Below are 17,117 nucleotides of genomic sequence, written 5' to 3' on the forward strand. Positions count from 1 at the left end.
CGGAAGGAACCCATGACGGAACTGCACGGCCGTCGCGCGCTGGTCACCGGCGGCGCGAGCGGCATCGGCCGGGCCATCGCCGAGTCGCTCGTCGCGGCCGGGGCCCAGGTGGTCATCAGCGACATCGACCGGGAGGCGGGCTCGGCGACGGCGAGCGAGATCGGCGACGCCGTCCGCTTCGTGGCCTGCGACGTCACCGACGGCGAGCAGGTCGCGGCGGCGGTCTCGTTCACGACCGGCGAGCTCGGCGGCCTCGACATCCTCGTCAACAACGCGGGCGTGGAGATCCTCAAGCCGCTGCTGGAGCAGACCGACGAGGAGTTCCGGCGGCTGATGGACATCAACGTGACCGGGGTCTTCCTGGGCATGAAGCACGCGCTGCCGGCGCTGACCGAGAGCCGCGGGGTGATCGTGAACATGGCGTCGGTGGCCGGGATCAACGGCTGTCCGCTGCTCGGCTCGTACTGCGCGTCGAAGGCCGGCGTGATCCAGCTGACGCGGGTCGCCGCGCTCGAGCTGCGCGACGCCGGGATCCGGGTCAACGCGGTCTGCCCCGCCTTCGTCGACACGCCGATGGTCGACCGCGCCGGCCCGATCGTCGAGAGCGCGCTCGGGACGCCGTTCTCCGGGATCGTCGAGCAGGTCCAGGGCCGGCTCGGCACCACCGCCGAGGTCGCCGAGGTGGTCCGGTTCCTCGCCTCCGACCGGGCGTCCTGGACCACCGGCTCGCACTACGTCGTCGACGGCGGCATGACCGCCAACCTGCTCTAGGACCGCCGTGGGGCCGGCGGCCCGGCGCGGTCACGCCGGGTCGCCGGCCCCGATCGCGTCCATCAGGTCGAGGATCTTGAACGCGAGCGCCAGGCGGAACGCCAGCTCGGGGTCGCTCGGATGCGCGCCCAGCACGCGCTCGACCTGCTTGAGCCGGTAGCGCATCGTGTTGACGGCGATGAAGCAGCGCTCGCTCGCCCGGGCGTAGTTGCCGCCGCACTCGACGAACGCGCGCGTCGTCTCGACCAGCGGCGTGCGACTGCGCCGGTCGTGCTCGATCAGCGGGTCCAGCGGCTCGCGCGCGACCGCCGCCGCGTGGCGGACGCTCTTGGCGTCGAGCAGGAAGCGCAGCGATCCCAGGCGGTCGTAGTGGATGACGGCCTCGGCGTCGGCCACGTTGGTCGCCAGCCGCAGGCACCCGACCGCCCCGCGGCAGCTCGCGGCGAGGTCGGCGTCGGCCGGGCCGATCCCGACGCGCAGCGGCCCGACCGGCTTGCGCGCCGACTCCTGGATCGCCTCGGCGATCTGCGACGCGTGCCGCTCGAGCGCCGGCGGCAGCGCCAGCAGCACCTCCTGCCCGCGCTTGACGGCCAGCGCCTGGCCCCCGCTCCCCGGGGAGCGCTTGGCGATCGCGCCGCGCGCGATGTCGAGCAGCGCCCCCGACGACGTGCCGCTTGCCTGGGCCGGCGCGATCGCGAGCATCCGGTGCGGCGCGTCGACGTCGACGTTCAGGCGGGCCGCCCGTCGCGCCAGGCTCTCGGGGATCGCCCCCGGCGTCTCGAGCAGCTCCTCGAGCAGCTCGCCGCTCATCCGCCAGCCGACCTCGATCGCGGCCTGCTGCTTGAGCAGCTCGAGGGCCAGCAGCGTCGTGCCCAGCTCCACCGCCTTCGCCTGCAGCGGGGTCAGCGCGGTCACCCCGTGGATCAGGATCGTCCCGAGCCGCCCGCCGCCGCCGGCGATCGGGAACGTCACGCGCGGCCCGTCCGCCGACTCGCGGGGATCGGCTCCGGTGCGGTGGAGGTAGGGCTCGCAGATCTCCTGCTCGACCGTCAGCGGGCAGCCGACGAGCTCCGTCAGCAGCTCCGCCAGGCCGAGCAGGCCGGCCTCGTCCAGGCTCGCCTCCATCAGCCGGCGGTGGACGCTGAACGACTGCTCCAGCAGTTCGTTCTGGGTCGTGATGCGGCGGTAGAGCCGGCGACTCTCGATCGCCACCGACGCCTGCGTCGCGAGCGCGCCGAGCAGCCACGCGTCCTCGGTCGTGAAGCGCGCCGGCCGGCGGTCGGCGACGTAGAGGGTGCCGACGAGCTGGCCGTCGCGGAGCATCGGGGCGCAGACCATCGCCGCGGCGCCCTCCGCCAGCATCGTGTCGCGGACCTGGGCCGTGGTCTCGTGGGCGAACGACGCGTAGTCGTCGACGATCAGCGGCTGCTGGCGCGCGATCGCCGTGCCGCCGACGCCGAGCCCGATCGGCAGCTCGGCCTGCAGGAACGCCTGGCTGCGAAAGCCGCGGATCACGACCGGCCGCAGCACGCCGCGCTCGGCGAGCACGAGCCACGCCAGGTCCGCCTCGAGCAGCGACTGGGCCTGCTCGACGATCAGGTCGAGGGCGGCGTCGACGTCGCCGGACGCGCCGTGCAGGCGGTTGCCGATCCGCACCAGCGCCGCGTAGGCGTCCGTCCGGTCGACCGGACGGACCGTGTCGTCGCGGACGGTCCCCATCGCCCAGTCGTACCAGCCGCGCTGCGCCGTGGCCAGCTTTCGCGCTGATCGGCGACTGCGGCGGCCGATCTTCGTCGGATTGGGCAACACCGGCCGAGAAGGCCCCGGATAGCGTCGTCCCAGGTCAACCCTCCATGCGAGTCATCGACTATTTCGACAAGGGCGTCGCCCTCGACCCGGACCGCGAGCTGGTGGTCAGCGATGGCGCGTCGGTGCGCTTCGGCGAGGCGCGCGACCGCTCGCTCGCCCTGGCCGCGGCGCTTCACGCGTCGGGCTTCGCGCTCGGCGATCCGGTCGCCGTCCTGGCCCCCAACGAGGCGTCCGGGTTCGTCGCGATGCTCGGCCTGTGGCGGGCGGGCGGTTCCTGGGTGCCGCTCAACCACCTCAACGCGCCGCAGGCGAACGTCGACTTCCTCAACGACGTCGGCTGCCGCTGGCTGCTGGTCCACGAGCGGTTCGCCGGGCTCGCCGCGCAGGTCCGCGCCGCGGTGCCGTCGCTCGAGCACGTCGTCAGCCTCGGCGACGCGTTCCCGGGAGCCGTCGCGTGGAGCGACTTCCTCGCCCGCGGCGCGGGCCACGAGGTCCCCGACTGGTCCGATCCGTTCGGCGCGCCGGAGGCTCGCTGCGCGCTCTGGCCGACCGGCGGCACCACCGGCCGCTCGAAGGCGGTCGTCTGGACCAACCGCGTCTGGTCGGCGCTGAACGACCTGGCGACCCGCCACTGGCCCGCGGTCGAGCGGCCGGTCAACCTGATGGTCGCGCCGATCACGCACGCGGCCGGGGTGATGGGCGTCCTGCTGGCGTCGGTCGGCGCGACGGTCGTGATCCGGCCGGGCTTCGACGCCGACGACGTGCTCGACCAGATCGAGCGCCGCCGGGTCACCCACATGTTCCTGCCGCCGACCGCGTACTACGCGCTGCTGACGGCGCAGCAGGAGCGTCCGCGCGACGTGTCGAGCCTGGCGATGCTGCTGATCGCGGCGGCGCCGGTCTCGCCCGACAAGCTCCGGCAGGGCGTCGAGGTCTTCGGCCCCTGCGTGGCGCAGTGCTGGGGCCAGGGCGAGGCGCCGTTCCTGATGACCTACCTCTCGCCGGAGGAGCTGGCCGCGGCCGCCGCCAGCGGCGATCGCGCGCGCCTGGCCAGCTGTGGCCGGCCGACGTTCTCCTGCCAGGTCGCGACGATGGACGACGCGGGCGCGCTGCTTGCGCCCGGCGAGGTCGGCGAGCTGGTCGTCCGCGGCCAGCTGGTCACGCCCGGCTACCTCGGGCGACCCGACGCGACCGCCGAGGTCCGCGAGCGCGGCTGGCACCACACCGGCGACGTCGGGCGGATCGACGAGCACGGCTACGTCTCGATCCTCGACCGCAAGAAGGACATGGTCATCAGCGGCGGGTTCAACGTCTACCCGGCCGAGGTCGAGGCGGCGATCCTGACCCTGCCCGGCGTCCGCGAGTGCGCGGTGATCGGCGTCCCGCACGACCACTGGGGCGAGGTCGTCACCGCGATCGTCGTCGCCGCCGACGAGGACGCGGACCGGATCGTCGCGCACGCCAAGGCGGCGCTCGGTCCCGTCAAGGCCCCGAAGCTCGTGCGGTTCGTCGACGAGCTGCCGCGGACGCCGGTGGGCAAGACCGACAAGAAGGCGCTCCGCGCCGAGTACTGGCAGGGCCTCGAGCGGGCCGTCAACTAGAGGAGCCACACCGTGGTCGCGACCGACAACCGCATCACCATCGACATCGACACGGGTGGCACGTTCACCGACGGTGTCGTCAGCACCGGAGCCGAGACCTGGCCGATCAAGGTCCTGACGACGCCCCACGACCTGACGATCGCGCTGCGCGAGCTGATCGGCGAGGCCGCCGGCCAGGTCGGGGTCGACGAGGAGACCCTGCTCCAGCGCGTCGACTCGATCCGCTACTCGACGACGCTCGGCACCAACACGCTGATCGAGCGGAGCGGGCCGCGGATCGGCCTGCTCGTCAACGCCGGCGGGGCCGCGGCGGTGGCCGCGGCACCGCCGGGCTCCCTGGTCGCGGACATCCTCGACCCGGTCGAGCACCACCTGCGCCGCATCGACCTGAGCGGCGACGAGACCACCGACGCCGAGCCGGTCCTGCAGGCGGTCGAGGAGCTGCTCGACGGCGGCGCCGAGCGGCTGGTGATCGTCCTCGACGACCAGGCGGCCGAGGAGCAGGTGCGCCGGATCGTCTTCGACGAGTACCCGCGCCACATCCTCGGCGCGCTGCCGGTGCTCTTCGGCGGCGAGCTGACGTCGGATCCCGACCTGGCGCGGCGGGTCGCCACCTCGCTGCTGAACGCGTACCTGCACCCGCAGCTGGAGACGTTCCTCTACGAGGCGGAGTCGGTGCTGCGAGCGCGCGGCCTGCACCGCCCGCTGTTCGTCTTCTGCAACGACGGGACGACCAACCGCGTCGCGAAGGTGACGGCGCTGAAGACCCACAACTCCGGCCCGGCCGGCGGCGTCGAGGCGGCGGCCGCCCTGGCTCGCCACTACGGCCTCGGCCAGGTGGCGACGATCGACATCGGCGGGACCAGCACCGACGTCGCGTTCCTGACCGACGCCCGGATCGAGGAGCGCCGGCGAGGCGGGATCGAGGGCACCGAGTGCTCGATGCCGATGCGCAAGATCGACGCCCTCGGCGGCGGTGGCGGGACGATCGCCGAGGTCGGCGCGGACGGCCGCCTGCAGCTCGGCCCGCGCAGCGCCGGGGCCGCGCCCGGCCCGGCCTGCTTCGGCTTCGGCGGCACCGACGCCACGGTCACCGACGCCAACCTGACGCTCGGGGTGTTCGATCCCGAGCAGCGCTTCGCCGGCCGCGTCGCGCTCGATCCGGAGCGGGCGCGGAACGCGATCCAGGAGCACGTCGCGGGACCGCTCGGCCTGTCGGCCGAGGCGGCCGCCGACCGGGTCCGGGTCGCGCTCGAGGAGCGGATCGGCGGCTACCTCCGCGACGGCCTCGGGTCGCGCGGCGCCGGCGAGCGCGTGTTGATCGCGTTCGGCGGCGGCGGAGCCGTGCACGCCGCGCGGATCGCCGAGCACGCCGGGATCGACCGCGTGCTCGTGCCCGGCCTGTCGTCGGTCTGCAGCGCGTTCGGGATCGGCTTCGCGGACGTCGAGCACCGCTACGAGCGCGTCGTGCCGGGCGGCGGCGAGCAGCTGGCCGCCGAGGTCGAGCGGGAGCTGACCGAGCGGGCCCGGATCGACATGCGCGGCGAGGGCTTCTCGCTCGACGACGTCGTCCTCGACGTCGCCCGGGGCGAGGACGACGAGGGCCGCCTGACCGTCGGCCTGACCGCCCGCGCCCCGCTCCCGCACCTGGCCTTCGCCGCCACCGAGCGGCCGACCGACCCGCCGACCCCGAGCGGCGAGCGCGACGTCTGGTGGGACGGGACGGCCCCGCGCCGGACGCCGATCTACGCCGACGCCGACGTCCGCGCCCGCAACGCGCGGATCGCCGGCCCGGCGATCGTCGCGGGCGACATCGTGACGGTCTGCGTCCCGCCCGGCTGGGCGTTGGAGCGTGACGCGTTCGACCAGTCGTTCCTGACCCGAGAGGCATGAGCATGACCACGATCGAGCGAATCACCGAGTACCTCGAGGTCGACCTCGACAGCGAGCGCTGGCGCTGCGTGCGCTGCGGCCACGTCCACGGGCCGGCTCGCGAGAGCTACAAGCGGGGCCTGCTGGTCCACCGGCGCGATCCGGCCGAGATCCACCGCCCGCTGGTCGACGCCGAGAGGTACGAGTACACGTTCGCGCCCGACGCGCAGTGGTGCCAGATCCTCGAGTACTACTGCCCCGGCTGCGCCGTCATGGTCGAGGTGGAGTACCTCCCGCCCGGCCACCCGATCACCCACGACATCGAGCTCGACCTCGAGTGGCTGAAGCGCCGCGTCGCGGAGCGAGCCGCCGGCACCGGGACGGAGGCGACGGCATGAGGCGCATCAGCGTCGACATCGGAGGCACCTTCACCGACTGCTTCCTCGTCTGGGACGACGAGCGGATCGAGGCGAAGGCGCTCACCACCCACCACAACCTCTCCGAGGGCTTCCTCGAGGCGCTCGGCGCCGCGGCGCAGGACCTCGGCCAGGGGGTCGACGACGTCCTCAGCGGCGTCGAGTCGGTCCGCTACGCCACGACCCTCGGCACCAACGCGCTGATCCAGCGCTCCGGCCCGAAGCTCGGCCTGATCACGACGCTCGGCTACGAGGACACGATCATCCTCGGCCGCGGCCTGCAGTACGGCGACGGCCTGACCGATCTGGAGAAGTCCGACCTGCCCGGCGCCGACCGGCCGCTGCCGCTGATCGAGCCGGAGAACATCGTCGGGATCCGCGAGCGGGTCGACCACGCCGGCAACGTCGTCGTCCCGGCCGACCGCGACGACATCCGGGCCGCGGTGCAGCGGCTCGTCGAGCAGGGCGTGCGCGGGTTCGTCGTGGTGCTGCTGCACTCGGTGATGAACCCGTCCCACGAGGACCTGGTCGAGGAGGTCGTCCTCGACGAGTACCCGGGCTCGTACCTCGGCGCGTTCCCGATCGTCTGCTCGCACGACGTCTCGCTGAAGAAGGGCGAGTACGCGCGCTCGATGTCGACGATCCTCGACGCGTACCTGCACCGCGAGATGCAGCACGGGCTCCGCTCGCTCGAGCGAGCGCTGCGCGACCGCGGCTACCGCCGGCCGATGCAGATCGTCCACAACTCCGGCGGCATGTCGCAGCTCAACCGCACCCACGCGCTGCAGACGGTCCACGCCGGTCCGGTCGCCGGGCTGAGCGCGGCCGAGCAGGTCGCCGACGAGCTCGACGTCCCGGAGCTGATCACCGTCGACATGGGCGGGACCTCGTTCGACATCGGGATGGTGACGGGCGGCGGGATCCGCTTCTACGAGTTCGACCCGATCGTCGACCGCTGGCGCGTGCAGATCCCGATGGTGTCGATGGTCGCGCTCGGCGCCGGCGGCGGCTCGATCGCCAGCTACGACTCGACCCACCACGACATCCAGGTCGGGCCCGACAGCGCCGGCTCGGACCCCGGCCCAGCCTGCTTCGACATGGGCGGGCGCCACCCGACGGTGACCGACGCCGACCTGCTGCTCGGCTACCTCGACCCCGACTACTACCACGGCGGCGAGCTGAAGCTCAGCCGTCGCCGGGCCGAGCAGGCCTACAAGCGCCTCGGCAAGCCGCTCGGCCTCGAGCCGCTCGAGGCGGCCGCCGCGGTCCGCCGGATCGTCGACAACAACATGGCCCAGGGGATCTTCAAGGAGGTCGCGCTGAAGGGCTACGACCCGCGGCGCTTCACGATCCTCGCCTACGGCGGCAACGGCCCGACCCACGCCTGCGGGTTCGCGGAGGACCTCGGCGTGCAGCGCGTGCTCGTGCCGCGCAACTCGGCGATCTTCTCCGCGGTCGGCGCCGGCAACATGGACCAGCTGCACATCCACGAGCGGTCGGTCTACCTGTCGCTCTACGAGGCGCTGACGCAGTCGCTCTTCACCGACTACGAGGTCCTCAACGGCCACATCGACGAGCTGCGCGAGCGGGGCCGCAAGGACATCGTCCGGCAGGGCTGGGCGTCGGAGGACGTCGAGTTCCGCGTCGAGTTCGACATGCGCTACGGCGACCAGCTGCAGCTCACGTCGATGATCGTGCCCTTCGACCGCTTCACCTCGGCGCGCCAGGTGCTCGACATGATCAAGCGCTACCACGCCTCCTACGGCGAGCGGTTCGGCGAGGGCACCCAGACGCCGGAGACCGGCATCAAGGTCAACCAGATCCGGGTCGTGTCGTACGTCCCGCTGGAGAAGGTCGTCTTCCGCGACAGCGCTCCCCCGGGCGGCGTCGCGGGGACCGGCGCGATGGCCGCGGACGCCGGCGACGGCGGATCCGGCGGGGTCGCGACGGCGCTCGCCCCGGCGAAGCTCGTGAAGGGCACGCGCGAGGCCTGGTTCGCCGGCCGGCCGACCGAGACGACCGTCTACGACTACGCGGCGATCGGCCCGGACGACGTGATCGAGGGCCCGGCGCTCGTCGAGGCGCCGCACACGACCTTCGTCGTCGGGCCCGGCTGGCGGCTGAGCCAGCGCGACAGCTACTTCATCGAGATGCGCCACGCGGCGTAGGAGGACGGCTCATGGCTACCAACCCGACGACTCCCGATTCGACCGAGGACGAGGCCGCCGCCCTCGAGGCGGAGGTCCAGGAGTTCCTCCACAAGACGGTCCTGTACCGCGGTCCCGATCGCGAGATCATGCGCAACCACAAGCCGGCCCCGCGGACCGCGCTGGAGGAGCGGGCGATCGCCGCGGGCACCGACGACCTGACGAAGACGATCATCCGCAACCGGCTGCAGACCTCGGCCAACGAGGCGAAGGACATGCTGATGCACATCGCGTCGGCGCCGTCGGCGAAGTGGGGCGACCTGATCTCGGGCATCTTCACCGCCAGCGGCGACCTCGCGGTCGCGTCCTCCAGCGGCGTGCTGATCTTCTCGGTCCTGGCCGGACCGCCGATCAAGTACATCCTCAAGCACTGGAAGGACGAGGAGACGGTCGGCGTCCGCGACGGCGACATCTTCATGCACAACGACGCGCGCTTCGGCAACGTGCACAACACCGACCAGAGCTGCCTGATGCCGGTCTTCCACGAGGGCGAGCTGATCGCCTGGGTGGGGACGATCATCCACGAGGGCGAGAACGGCGCCACCGAGCCGGGCGGCATGCCATCGGCGGCCGAGAGCCCCTACGACGAGGGCCTGAAGATCAGCCCGATGAAGATCGGGGAGAACTTCCGCCTGCGCGAGGACCTGGTCACGTACTTCCAGAACTCGGTCCGCGACCCGAAGCTCCAGCTCGAGGACATGCGCTCGCGCCTGGCCGGCACGATGCGGCTGCGCCAGCGCCTGCTCGAGGCGGTCGAGGAGTACGGCCGCGACGCCGTCATCGCCGTCACGCGCGGGACGCTGGAGTTCACCGGCGCCGAGGTCCGCCGCCGGCTCGCCGCGATCCCCGACGGCAAGCGGCGCGTCGTGCGCTTCTGCGACAACACCCTCCGCGAGCCGATCCTGCTGAAGATCAACTGCACGATCGAGATCAAGGGCGACGAGATGATCATCGACCTGCGGGGCTCGGGCCCCGAGTTGATGAACCGCGCCATCAACACGGTGCTGGCGTCGCTGAAGGGCATGATCGCGCAGGTCTTCCTGACCTTCGTCTGGCCCGACCTGCCGCGCAACCAGGCGGCGTTCGAGCCGGTGACGGTCCTGACCGACGAGGGCTCGGCCTTCGACTGCTCGGCCGAGGTGCCCAACGCCGTCTCGATGATGACGTTCTTCCCGAGCTTCTCGGCGGTCGAGCACTGCCTCCAGAAGTTCCTCTACAACGACAAGCACACCGGCGACGAGGCGAAGTCGACCGAGATCCACGCGTCGTGGTGGCCGATGATCAACGGCTTCCTCTTCGGCGGCTACACGCAGCACGGGTACTTCGTCGGCAACGTCATGACCGACATCAACGGGATGGGCGGCGGCGCGCGCTCCGACCGCGACGGCGAGCACGCGCTGGCGCCGATCTTCTGCTCGATGTCCGACCTCGGCGAGAACGAGATGGTCGAGGACGAGCTGCCGGTGCTCTGCCTGGCCAACCGCCGGATCATGCGTGACAACCAGGGCTTCGGCCGGTTCCGGGGCGGCCACGGCCACCAGCAGGTGATGACCTTCAAGGACTCGCCGCTGTGGGGCTGGATGGCGATCGCGATCGGCTCGAAGTTCCCGCTCGCCCTCGGCCTCTTCGGCGGCTACGGGTCGCCCTGCCAGCCGCTGATGAAGGTCAAGGGCGTCAACCTGCTGGAGGCGATGCGCGAGGACCGCTCGCTGACGGTCGACGACCCGGTCGCGCTGATGAACGAGCGGCCGTTCGCGGACGCCGAGTACTCGACGGCGCACACCGGCATGCAGTTCGAGATGGCGGCGCCGGGCGAGGTCTACGCGATGAGCCAGGGCGGGGGCGGCGGCTACGGGGACGTGCTCGAGCGCGATCCCGAGGCGGTCGTCCGCGACCTGCGGCGCGATCTGATCTCGGCCTGGACGGCCCGCAGCATCTACTTCGTGGCCGTCGATGCCGCGACCGGGGCGCTCGACGCGGCCGAGACCGAGCGGCTGCGCGACGAGGAGCGACGGGCTCGGCTCTCCCGCGGGGTGCCGTTCGACGAGTTCGAGCAGGCGTGGACGACCGACCAGCCGCCGGCCGGCCTCCCGTACTACGGCAGCTGGGCCGACCGCACGGTGATCCACGCCGGCGGCCCGGACGTCACGATGCCGGCCGACGCCCTGCAGCCGGTCGCGATGCTCTAGGACGACGCCATGACCCTGCCCTACACCCCGGCCGGCGGCGGGCCGGCGTTCGTCCCCCGGACCTGCGACTTCGGCGCGCGCCTGCTCGGGATCGAGCCGGCCGCCGCCCGCACCCGGGCCGCCGACGCGATCGTCGCGGCCCGCCAGGAGCGCGACCTGCTGCGGCCCGACCTGCTCCTGCTCGGGGCGGACGGCACGCTGCTGCCGGACGCGCTCGGGTGCCCGCTGGCCCTGACGGCCAGCGGCGGCTGGACGGTCGACGGCGACGCCGGGCTGTCGCCGGAGGAGTGGGAGGAGGTCGAGCTGGGGGGCGCCGACGCGCTGCCGGCGCTCGGGACCGCGCTCGAGACGGTGCGGGCGCTGGCGGCCGAGCAGCCGACCGGCGTCCTGCTGTCGGGGCCGGTGACCCTCGCCGCGCACGTCGCCGGCCGCCGGCTGACGCTCGGCGACGACGGCGCCGAGGAGCTGGTCGACGCCTGCGGGCTCGTCGCCTGCGACGCGGCCAAGGCGGTGCTCGACGCGGGCGGCCATGTGGTGATCGAGGAGCGCTGGGCGCCGACGGACGACGAGCTGGAGCTGTGCTCGCCGCTGCTGAACCTGCTCGCGCACCGCGGCCGCCCGGCGTTGGCGCTGGTCCACGGCGACGAGCCGGGCGCCCTGGCGGCGGGCGAGGCGCTCGGCGGGGTCGCGTTCGGCCCGGCGCTGCCGGCGTGGGGCGACGGCTGGCACCCGGACGCGACGCAGGTCGCCTTCGCGCCGTCGGTCGCGCCCGCGGCCTCGCCCGAGCGGGTCCAGGAGCTGGTCCGCGGGATCCGTCCGGGAGCGCCGGCGCGGTGAGGCGGTCGAGCGCTCATCCGCACGCCACCTGGGTGCGCTGCCGCGCCTGCGGCGCCGGCTTCTATCCCGCCCAGCGACGCTGCACCGCCTGCGGCGCGTGGGACCAGCTGGACGACGAGCCGCTGCCGCGGGCCGGGTCGCTGTTCGCGTGGACGGTCGTCCACGTCGCGGCGGCCGATCCGCCGCTGCCGGTGCCCTATGCGGTCGGCTACGTCGACCTCGACGACGGCCCGCGGGTCCTCGGCCCGATCGCGGTCGACGGCGACCCGGAGACCGCGCTGCGCTCGGGCCAGCGGCTGACGCTGGTGCCGCACGATCCGGCCGACGACGTCCCCTTCCACCTGGAGGTCGCGGCATGAGCGCGACGAGCGAGCGGACCGTCGCCATCCGCGGCGTCGGAACGACGACCTTCGGGCGTCAGCCGGGCGAGACCGACCGATCGCTGGCGGAGCGCGCCGTCCAGCTGGCGCTCGCCGACGCCGACCTCGACCCGGCGGCGATCGACGCGGCGTGGATCGGCAACGTCACCGGTGGCCAGCTCGGCGGGCAGATGTCCGCGCTCGGGCAGCTGGCGCTGCGGCCGTTCGGCGTCGGCGGGCTGCCGGTCACGCGGCTGGAGAACGGCTGCGCCAGCGGATCGGTCGCGGTCCGCTCGGCCTACCTGGCGGTCGCAACGGGCCAGGCCGACGTCGCGCTCGCCTTCGGCGCCGAGCACATGACGGCCGCCCCGACGCCGCTCGCGATCGAGGTGCTCGCCGGGGCCAGCGACCTCGAGGCCGAGGCGCGCTTCGGGATCACGTTTCCCGGGGTCTTCGGCATGATCGCCCGGCGCCACATGGAGGTCCACGGCACGACCCCCGAGCAGCTCGCGGCCGTGACGGTGAAGAACCGCGCCAACGGCGCCCGCAACCCGATCGCGCAGTTCGATCAGGCGGTGACCGTCGACGACGTGCTCGGCGCGCGGCGGATCGCGTCGCCGCTCGGCCTCCTGGACTGCTGCGCGATCTCCGACGGCGCCGCGGCGGTGATCGTCGTCGCCGAGCACCTGGCCCGGCCGGGCGACCCGCGGATCGCCGCCTCGGCGCAGACGTCGAGCGACTTCGAGCCGTTCGGCGAGATGACCGGCTTCGCGCTCACGCGCCGGGCCGCCGAGGAGGCGTACGCCCAGGCCGGGATCAGCGCCGACGACGTCGACCTGGCCGAGGTCCACGACTGCTTCACGATCGCCGAGATCCTCCACACCGAGGACCTCGGGTTCTGCGAGAAGGGCGCCGGAGGCCCGTTCGTCGAGGAGGGCCAGACCGCGCGCGACGGGCTGGTCGCCGTCAACCCGTCCGGGGGCCTGGGAGCCCGGGGCCATCCGGTCGGCGCGACCGGGTGCGCCCAGGTCGCCGAGGCCGTGCTCCAGCTCCGCGGGGATGCCGGGGAGCGCCAGGTCGACGGCGCGCGCGTGGCGCTGACCCACACGCTCGGCGCGTTCGTCCACGGGGCCGCGGCGAACTGCGCGCTCCACGTCCTGGTCGCCGCGTAGCGCGGCCGCCCGCTCCGGGAGGAGGGAATCCGTGCCGACCCACGAGGTACTGCCCACCGCTCCGGCGACCGTCCCGAGCCCCGGGCGCGATCTGGTCGCCGCCCTGCTCGACGCCCGCGCCGACCTCGCGTCGCAGATGGCGGAGGACGCGCACGCGCGGGTCCCGGAGCTGGGCGAGGTCGTCGACCAGCGAGCGGCGCTGGCCGAGACCGAGGGCGCCTGCCGGGCGAGCGTCGAGCAGATCGCGGAGCTGCTGCGCGACGGCCGGCCGGCGACGGCGCTGATCGTCCCCGAGGCGGCCCGCGAGCACGCCGTCGGGCTGGTGCACCGCCGGATCACGCTGGCCGCGCTGCTGCGGACCTACCGGGTCGCGCAGAACGTCCTCTGGTCGGCGGCGTCGCGCCACCTGCGCGAGACGGCCGACGACGACGTGGTGGCCCCGACGCTCGAGGCGCTGGCCGGGTTCCTGTTCGAGTACGTCGACCTGCTCTGCGACGACCTGGTCGACGCCTACCGCGACGAGCAGGATCGGTGGGTTCGCAGCGCCGCCGCGGTGCGCGCCGACACGACCCGCGAGCTGCTCGGCGGGCAGGCGCTGGACGACCAGGTCGCCTCGAGTCGGCTGCGGTACGAGCTGTGCGGTCACCACGTCGGGCTCGTCCTCGCGACCGATCGAGGGCTCGGAGGCGGCCGCGTCCTCGAGCGCGAGGCCGCCGCGGCCGCGCGCACGCTCGGGTGCGGCGAGCCGCTGCTGGTGCCCGACGGCGCGTCGGTGCTGTGGGCGTGGTGCGGCGCCGCTCGAGCGCCGAGTGCCGAGGCGTTCGCGCGGCTCGAGCGCTACGAGCCGCGGGACGGCGTGCGGCTGGCGATCGGCCGCCCGGCGCGCGGGATCGCGGGGTTCCGCGTGACCCACGACGAGGCCCGGCACGCCGCCGGCCTGAGCCGCCGCTCGCCCGCCGCGGTCGGCCCTACGGTGTCCTACCGCAGCGTCGAGCTGGTCTCGCTCCTGGCCACCGACGTCGACCGGGCGCGGCGCTTCGTGACGAGCGAGCTGGGAGGGCTCGCCGCGCGCGAGGCCCACGTCGGCCGCCTGCGCGAGACCCTGCTGTCGTTCCTCGCCCACGGGGGCAGTCACCTGCTGGCCGCCGAGGCGCTCCACCTCCACAAGAACACGGTCTACACCCGGGTCCGGCGCGCGGGCCAGCTGCTCGGGGCGCCGATCACGCACCGCCGCGTCGAGTTGCAGACCGCCCTGATGCTCGCCGTGACGTTGGGCGACGAGGTCCTCGGCCCTCGCGGCGACCGGTGACGGGGCAGGAACGAGGCGCGGTCGCCGAGCCCCGGACGATCGAGGCTCAGCCGGGATCGTCGGCGACGCGGACGAGCCGTTTCCCGACGTTCTCGCCGGCCAGCATCCCGATCAGCGCCTCGGGGGCGCGATCGAGGCCGACGAGCACGTCCTCGAGCACGCGCAGGGCCCCGGACTCGACGTGCCGGACGAGGTTCGCCGTGGCGTCGGCCCACCGGTCCACGAGGTCGAGGACGATGAACCCCTCGATCCGCAGGCGGTGCGTCACGACGCGACCGGGGACCTGCCGCAGGCCGCTCCAGGCCGACGCGTCGTCGTACGCGGAGACCGCGCCGCAGCAGACCACGCGGGCGTTGCGGCTGGTGCACCGCAGGACGACGTCCAGGAGCGGCCCGCCGACGTTGTCGAAGTACAGGTCGACGCCGTCGGGACACGCCGCGCGGAGCGCCCCGAGCACGTCGGGATCGCGGTGGCAGACCGTCGCGTCGAAGCCCAGGTCGCGCTCGAGCATCGCGTTCTTCTCGGGCGACCCGGTGATCCCCACGACCCGGGCGCCCGCGATCCGCGCCAGCTGTCCCGCGACGTTGCCGGTGGCGCCGGCCGCGGCCGACACGACGACGGTGTCGCCGGCCCGGACGCGCCCGACGTCGTGCAGGCCGAGATGGGCGGTCAGGCCCGAGACGCCGAGGACGCTGACGTGATGGGTCAGCGCGGCGACGCGCCGCACCGGCGTCGCATCGGTCGCCGGGACCGTCGCCCACTCCTGCCAGCCGGTGTCGGCGAGGACCAGGTCGTCGGCGGCGAACGCGGCGTCGCCGGCATCGACGACCTCCGCCAGTGCGTACCCGGCCATGACGTCTCCCGGCACGAGTTGCGGGCGGTACGTCGGCCCGTTCATCCACGCGCGGCTGGCGGAGTCGATCGACAGCACGATCGGTCGCACGAGCAGCTCTCGTGGACCGGGGACCGGCCGCGCTCCGTCGCGGGCGACGAAGTGCTCGAGCCGCAGCGGGCCGGATCCGGGCAGCTGGGCCAGGACGATCTGGCGGTTGCGCGACTCGCTCACGGTCGACCGGCCCGGCCGCGGCGCACGGCCACGGCGACGCTCATCCGCCGTACGCCGCGTCGAGGATCGCCCGCGCCTTCTCGTCGTAGGGCGGATACAGCGCATCGATGCTGTCGCCGCTGCCACGGACGACGACGCCGCGGGCGGTGCTGAACTCGCGGAAGCCCTCGATGCCGTGGTGGCGACCCATGCCGCTGGTCCCGCTGCCCCCGAACCCGAGCGTCGGCAGGGCCCCCTGCAGCGCGCACGTGTTGATGCAGGCCCCGCCCGACCGTGCCCGGCTGACGACCTGCTCGCACTCCTCGACGTCGGCGCCGAAGACGTAGAGGGCCAGCGGTCGGTCGTCGGCGTCGATCGCGGCGACGGCGTCGTCGAGGTCCTCGTAGGGCAGCAACGGCAGGATCGGCCCGAAGATCTCCTCGCGGCAGAGGCGCAGGTGCGGCGGCGGATCGACCACGAGCGTGAGCGGCATCCGTCGCGTCGAGGGGTCCGCGCGCACCCCGGGCTCGAGCTCCACGATCCGCGCGCCGGCCGCCCGCGCCTCGTCGAGGAGCTGCTCGATCCGGGCCAGGTGGCGGTCGCTGACGATGCCGGTGCAGTCCGCCGTCCGCGAGTGCTCGGGCACCGTGTCCCGTGCGTGTGCACGCACGAGCTCGACGAAGTCGTCCACGCGGTCGACCGGCAGGCGGACGTGGTCGACCGAGATGCACATCTGGCCGTTCTTGACGAGCTTCGTCCCGACGATCGACTCCGCCGCCTGCGCGGTCACGCCGCTGGCGGTCAGGACCGCGGGGCACTTGCCGCCGAGCTCCAGGGTCACTGGGACGAGGTTCTCGGCCGCGGTGCGCATGATCTCGCGCCCAACGGCCGGGCTGCCCGTGTAGAGGAGGTGGTCCCACGCCAGGCTCGAGAACTCGCGGGCCAGCTCGAGTCCCCCGACGGCCACGGTGACGTGCTCGCGGTCGAACGTCGACGCGACGAGCTCCTGGAGCAGCGCGCCGCAGGCCGGCGTCAGGTCGGAGGGCTTGACGATGACGCGGTTGCCGGCCGCCAGCATCTCGACCAGCGGACCGCAGCCGATCTCGAACGGGAAGTTCCACGGGGCGATGTTGCCGATCACGCCCTTCGGCTCGTAGCGCATCGTGGCACGCGCCGTGCCGTAGACGTCCGGGTTGGCGGCCCGCTCCGACGGGGCCATCCAGTCGGCGAGGTGCTCGATCGCGGTGGCCGCGCGGCCGGCGGGCCCGAGGATCTCCAGCAGATCGGTGAACACGGCCGGGTGGCTGCCGAAGTCCTCCGCGATCGCGTCCGCGATCCGCTCCCGATTGGCCATGAGCATCGCGGCCAGGGCACCGAGGTGTTCGATCCGCTGGGAGATGTCGGGGTGCGGATCGCGACGGAACGCCGCCTGCTGGAGCGCGAAGCTCTCGTGCAGGGTGGCGATCGCGGACGCGTCGGTCGGTCCGTCGACCGGGCGGTCGACGAGGGGCGAGGTCTGGAGCGACATGG

Annotated in this window: 13 protein-coding genes; 10 read left to right on the plus strand and 3 right to left on the minus strand. The window is 73.6% G+C overall.

What is annotated here, in order from left to right; translation table 11 throughout:
• Window positions 1–12 precede the first annotated feature (12 nt).
• On the plus strand, window positions 13–771 hold the full coding sequence (locus tag PAI11_RS00995) for an SDR family NAD(P)-dependent oxidoreductase (RefSeq protein WP_007569891.1): 759 nt from the start codon (window positions 13–15) through the stop codon (window positions 769–771).
• Between the two features lie 30 nt (window positions 772–801).
• On the opposite strand, the gene PAI11_RS01000 is transcribed toward PAI11_RS00995, so the two are convergent.
• Window positions 802–2,490, minus strand: coding sequence for a helix-turn-helix domain-containing protein (locus PAI11_RS01000; protein WP_007569893.1), 1,689 nt, complete (start codon window positions 2,488–2,490; stop codon window positions 802–804).
• Window positions 2,491–2,624: 134 nt separating this feature from the next.
• On the opposite strand from PAI11_RS01000, the gene PAI11_RS01005 reads away from it, so the two are divergent.
• The 9 genes from PAI11_RS01005 to PAI11_RS23705 are packed head-to-tail and all read left to right on the plus strand — an operon-like array spanning window position 2,625 to window position 14,542.
• Window positions 2,625–4,181 (plus strand): AMP-binding protein, encoded by a 1,557-nt coding sequence (locus tag PAI11_RS01005; RefSeq protein ID WP_007569895.1) that lies wholly within the window; start codon window positions 2,625–2,627, stop codon window positions 4,179–4,181.
• A gap of 12 nt (window positions 4,182–4,193) precedes the next feature.
• Window positions 4,194–6,074, plus strand: a complete 1,881-nt coding sequence (locus PAI11_RS01010) for a hydantoinase/oxoprolinase family protein (RefSeq protein WP_007569896.1) — start codon at window positions 4,194–4,196, stop codon at window positions 6,072–6,074.
• Window positions 6,071–6,451, plus strand: coding sequence for an acetone carboxylase subunit gamma (locus PAI11_RS01015; RefSeq protein ID WP_007569898.1), 381 nt, complete (start codon window positions 6,071–6,073; stop codon window positions 6,449–6,451). Before PAI11_RS01010 ends, PAI11_RS01015 begins: the two co-directional genes overlap by 4 nt.
• Complete coding sequence (locus PAI11_RS01020; RefSeq protein ID WP_007569900.1) at window positions 6,448–8,637, plus strand: hydantoinase/oxoprolinase family protein; 2,190 nt, start codon at window positions 6,448–6,450, stop codon at window positions 8,635–8,637. Before PAI11_RS01015 ends, PAI11_RS01020 begins: the two co-directional genes overlap by 4 nt.
• 11 nt (window positions 8,638–8,648) lie before the next feature.
• Window positions 8,649–10,865, plus strand: a complete 2,217-nt coding sequence (locus PAI11_RS01025; protein ID WP_007569902.1) for a hydantoinase B/oxoprolinase family protein — start codon at window positions 8,649–8,651, stop codon at window positions 10,863–10,865.
• 9 nt (window positions 10,866–10,874) lie between these two features.
• The gene (locus tag PAI11_RS26055; protein WP_007569903.1) at window positions 10,875–11,702 is read left to right on the plus strand and encodes a uroporphyrinogen decarboxylase family protein; all 828 of its coding nucleotides are present in this window, start codon (window positions 10,875–10,877) and stop codon (window positions 11,700–11,702) included.
• Window positions 11,703–11,734: 32 nt separating this feature from the next.
• Complete coding sequence (locus tag PAI11_RS26675; protein ID WP_007569905.1) at window positions 11,735–12,061, plus strand: Zn-ribbon domain-containing OB-fold protein; 327 nt, start codon at window positions 11,735–11,737, stop codon at window positions 12,059–12,061.
• Entirely contained in the window at window positions 12,058–13,233 is a 1,176-nt protein-coding gene (locus PAI11_RS01040) for a thiolase C-terminal domain-containing protein (RefSeq protein WP_007569907.1), read from the plus strand. The genes PAI11_RS26675 and PAI11_RS01040 overlap by 4 nt, the downstream gene beginning before the upstream one ends.
• 31 nt (window positions 13,234–13,264) lie before the next feature.
• Complete coding sequence (locus tag PAI11_RS23705; RefSeq protein WP_007569909.1) at window positions 13,265–14,542, plus strand: RsbRD N-terminal domain-containing protein; 1,278 nt, start codon at window positions 13,265–13,267, stop codon at window positions 14,540–14,542.
• A 46-nt stretch (window positions 14,543–14,588) separates the two neighbouring features.
• On the opposite strand, the gene PAI11_RS01050 is transcribed toward PAI11_RS23705, so the two are convergent.
• Window positions 14,589–15,608 carry an MDR family NADP-dependent oxidoreductase gene (locus tag PAI11_RS01050; protein WP_007569910.1) on the minus strand — a complete coding sequence of 340 codons (1,020 nt, stop codon included), beginning with the start codon at window positions 15,606–15,608 and terminating at the stop codon, window positions 14,589–14,591.
• 40 nt (window positions 15,609–15,648) lie between these two features.
• The gene (locus PAI11_RS01055) at window positions 15,649–17,115 is read right to left on the minus strand and encodes an aldehyde dehydrogenase family protein (protein ID WP_007569912.1); all 1,467 of its coding nucleotides are present in this window, start codon (window positions 17,113–17,115) and stop codon (window positions 15,649–15,651) included.
• Between the last annotated feature and the right edge of the window lie 2 nt (window positions 17,116–17,117).

The sequence above is a fragment of the Patulibacter medicamentivorans genome (assembly GCF_000240225.1).
GTDB lineage: Bacteria > Actinomycetota > Thermoleophilia > Solirubrobacterales > Solirubrobacteraceae > Patulibacter > Patulibacter medicamentivorans.

Bases quoted from the DNA above. Each gene is read 5' to 3' on its own strand.
- PAI11_RS01005 (WP_007569895.1), top strand. From the start codon at position 2,625: ATGCGAGTCATCGACTATTTCGACAAGGGCGTCGCCCTCGACCCGGAC.
- PAI11_RS01000 (WP_007569893.1), bottom strand. From the start codon at position 2,490: ATGGGGACCGTCCGCGACGACACGGTCCGTCCGGTCGACCGGACGGAC.
- PAI11_RS01020 (WP_007569900.1), top strand. From the start codon at position 6,448: ATGAGGCGCATCAGCGTCGACATCGGAGGCACCTTCACCGACTGCTTC.
- PAI11_RS01055 (WP_007569912.1), bottom strand. From the start codon at position 17,115: ATGTCGCTCCAGACCTCGCCCCTCGTCGACCGCCCGGTCGACGGACCG.
- PAI11_RS01015 (WP_007569898.1), top strand. From the start codon at position 6,071: ATGAGCATGACCACGATCGAGCGAATCACCGAGTACCTCGAGGTCGAC.
- PAI11_RS26055 (WP_007569903.1), top strand. From the start codon at position 10,875: ATGACCCTGCCCTACACCCCGGCCGGCGGCGGGCCGGCGTTCGTCCCC.
- PAI11_RS01025 (WP_007569902.1), top strand. From the start codon at position 8,649: ATGGCTACCAACCCGACGACTCCCGATTCGACCGAGGACGAGGCCGCC.
- PAI11_RS00995 (WP_007569891.1), top strand. From the start codon at position 13: ATGACGGAACTGCACGGCCGTCGCGCGCTGGTCACCGGCGGCGCGAGC.
- PAI11_RS01040 (WP_007569907.1), top strand. From the start codon at position 12,058: ATGAGCGCGACGAGCGAGCGGACCGTCGCCATCCGCGGCGTCGGAACG.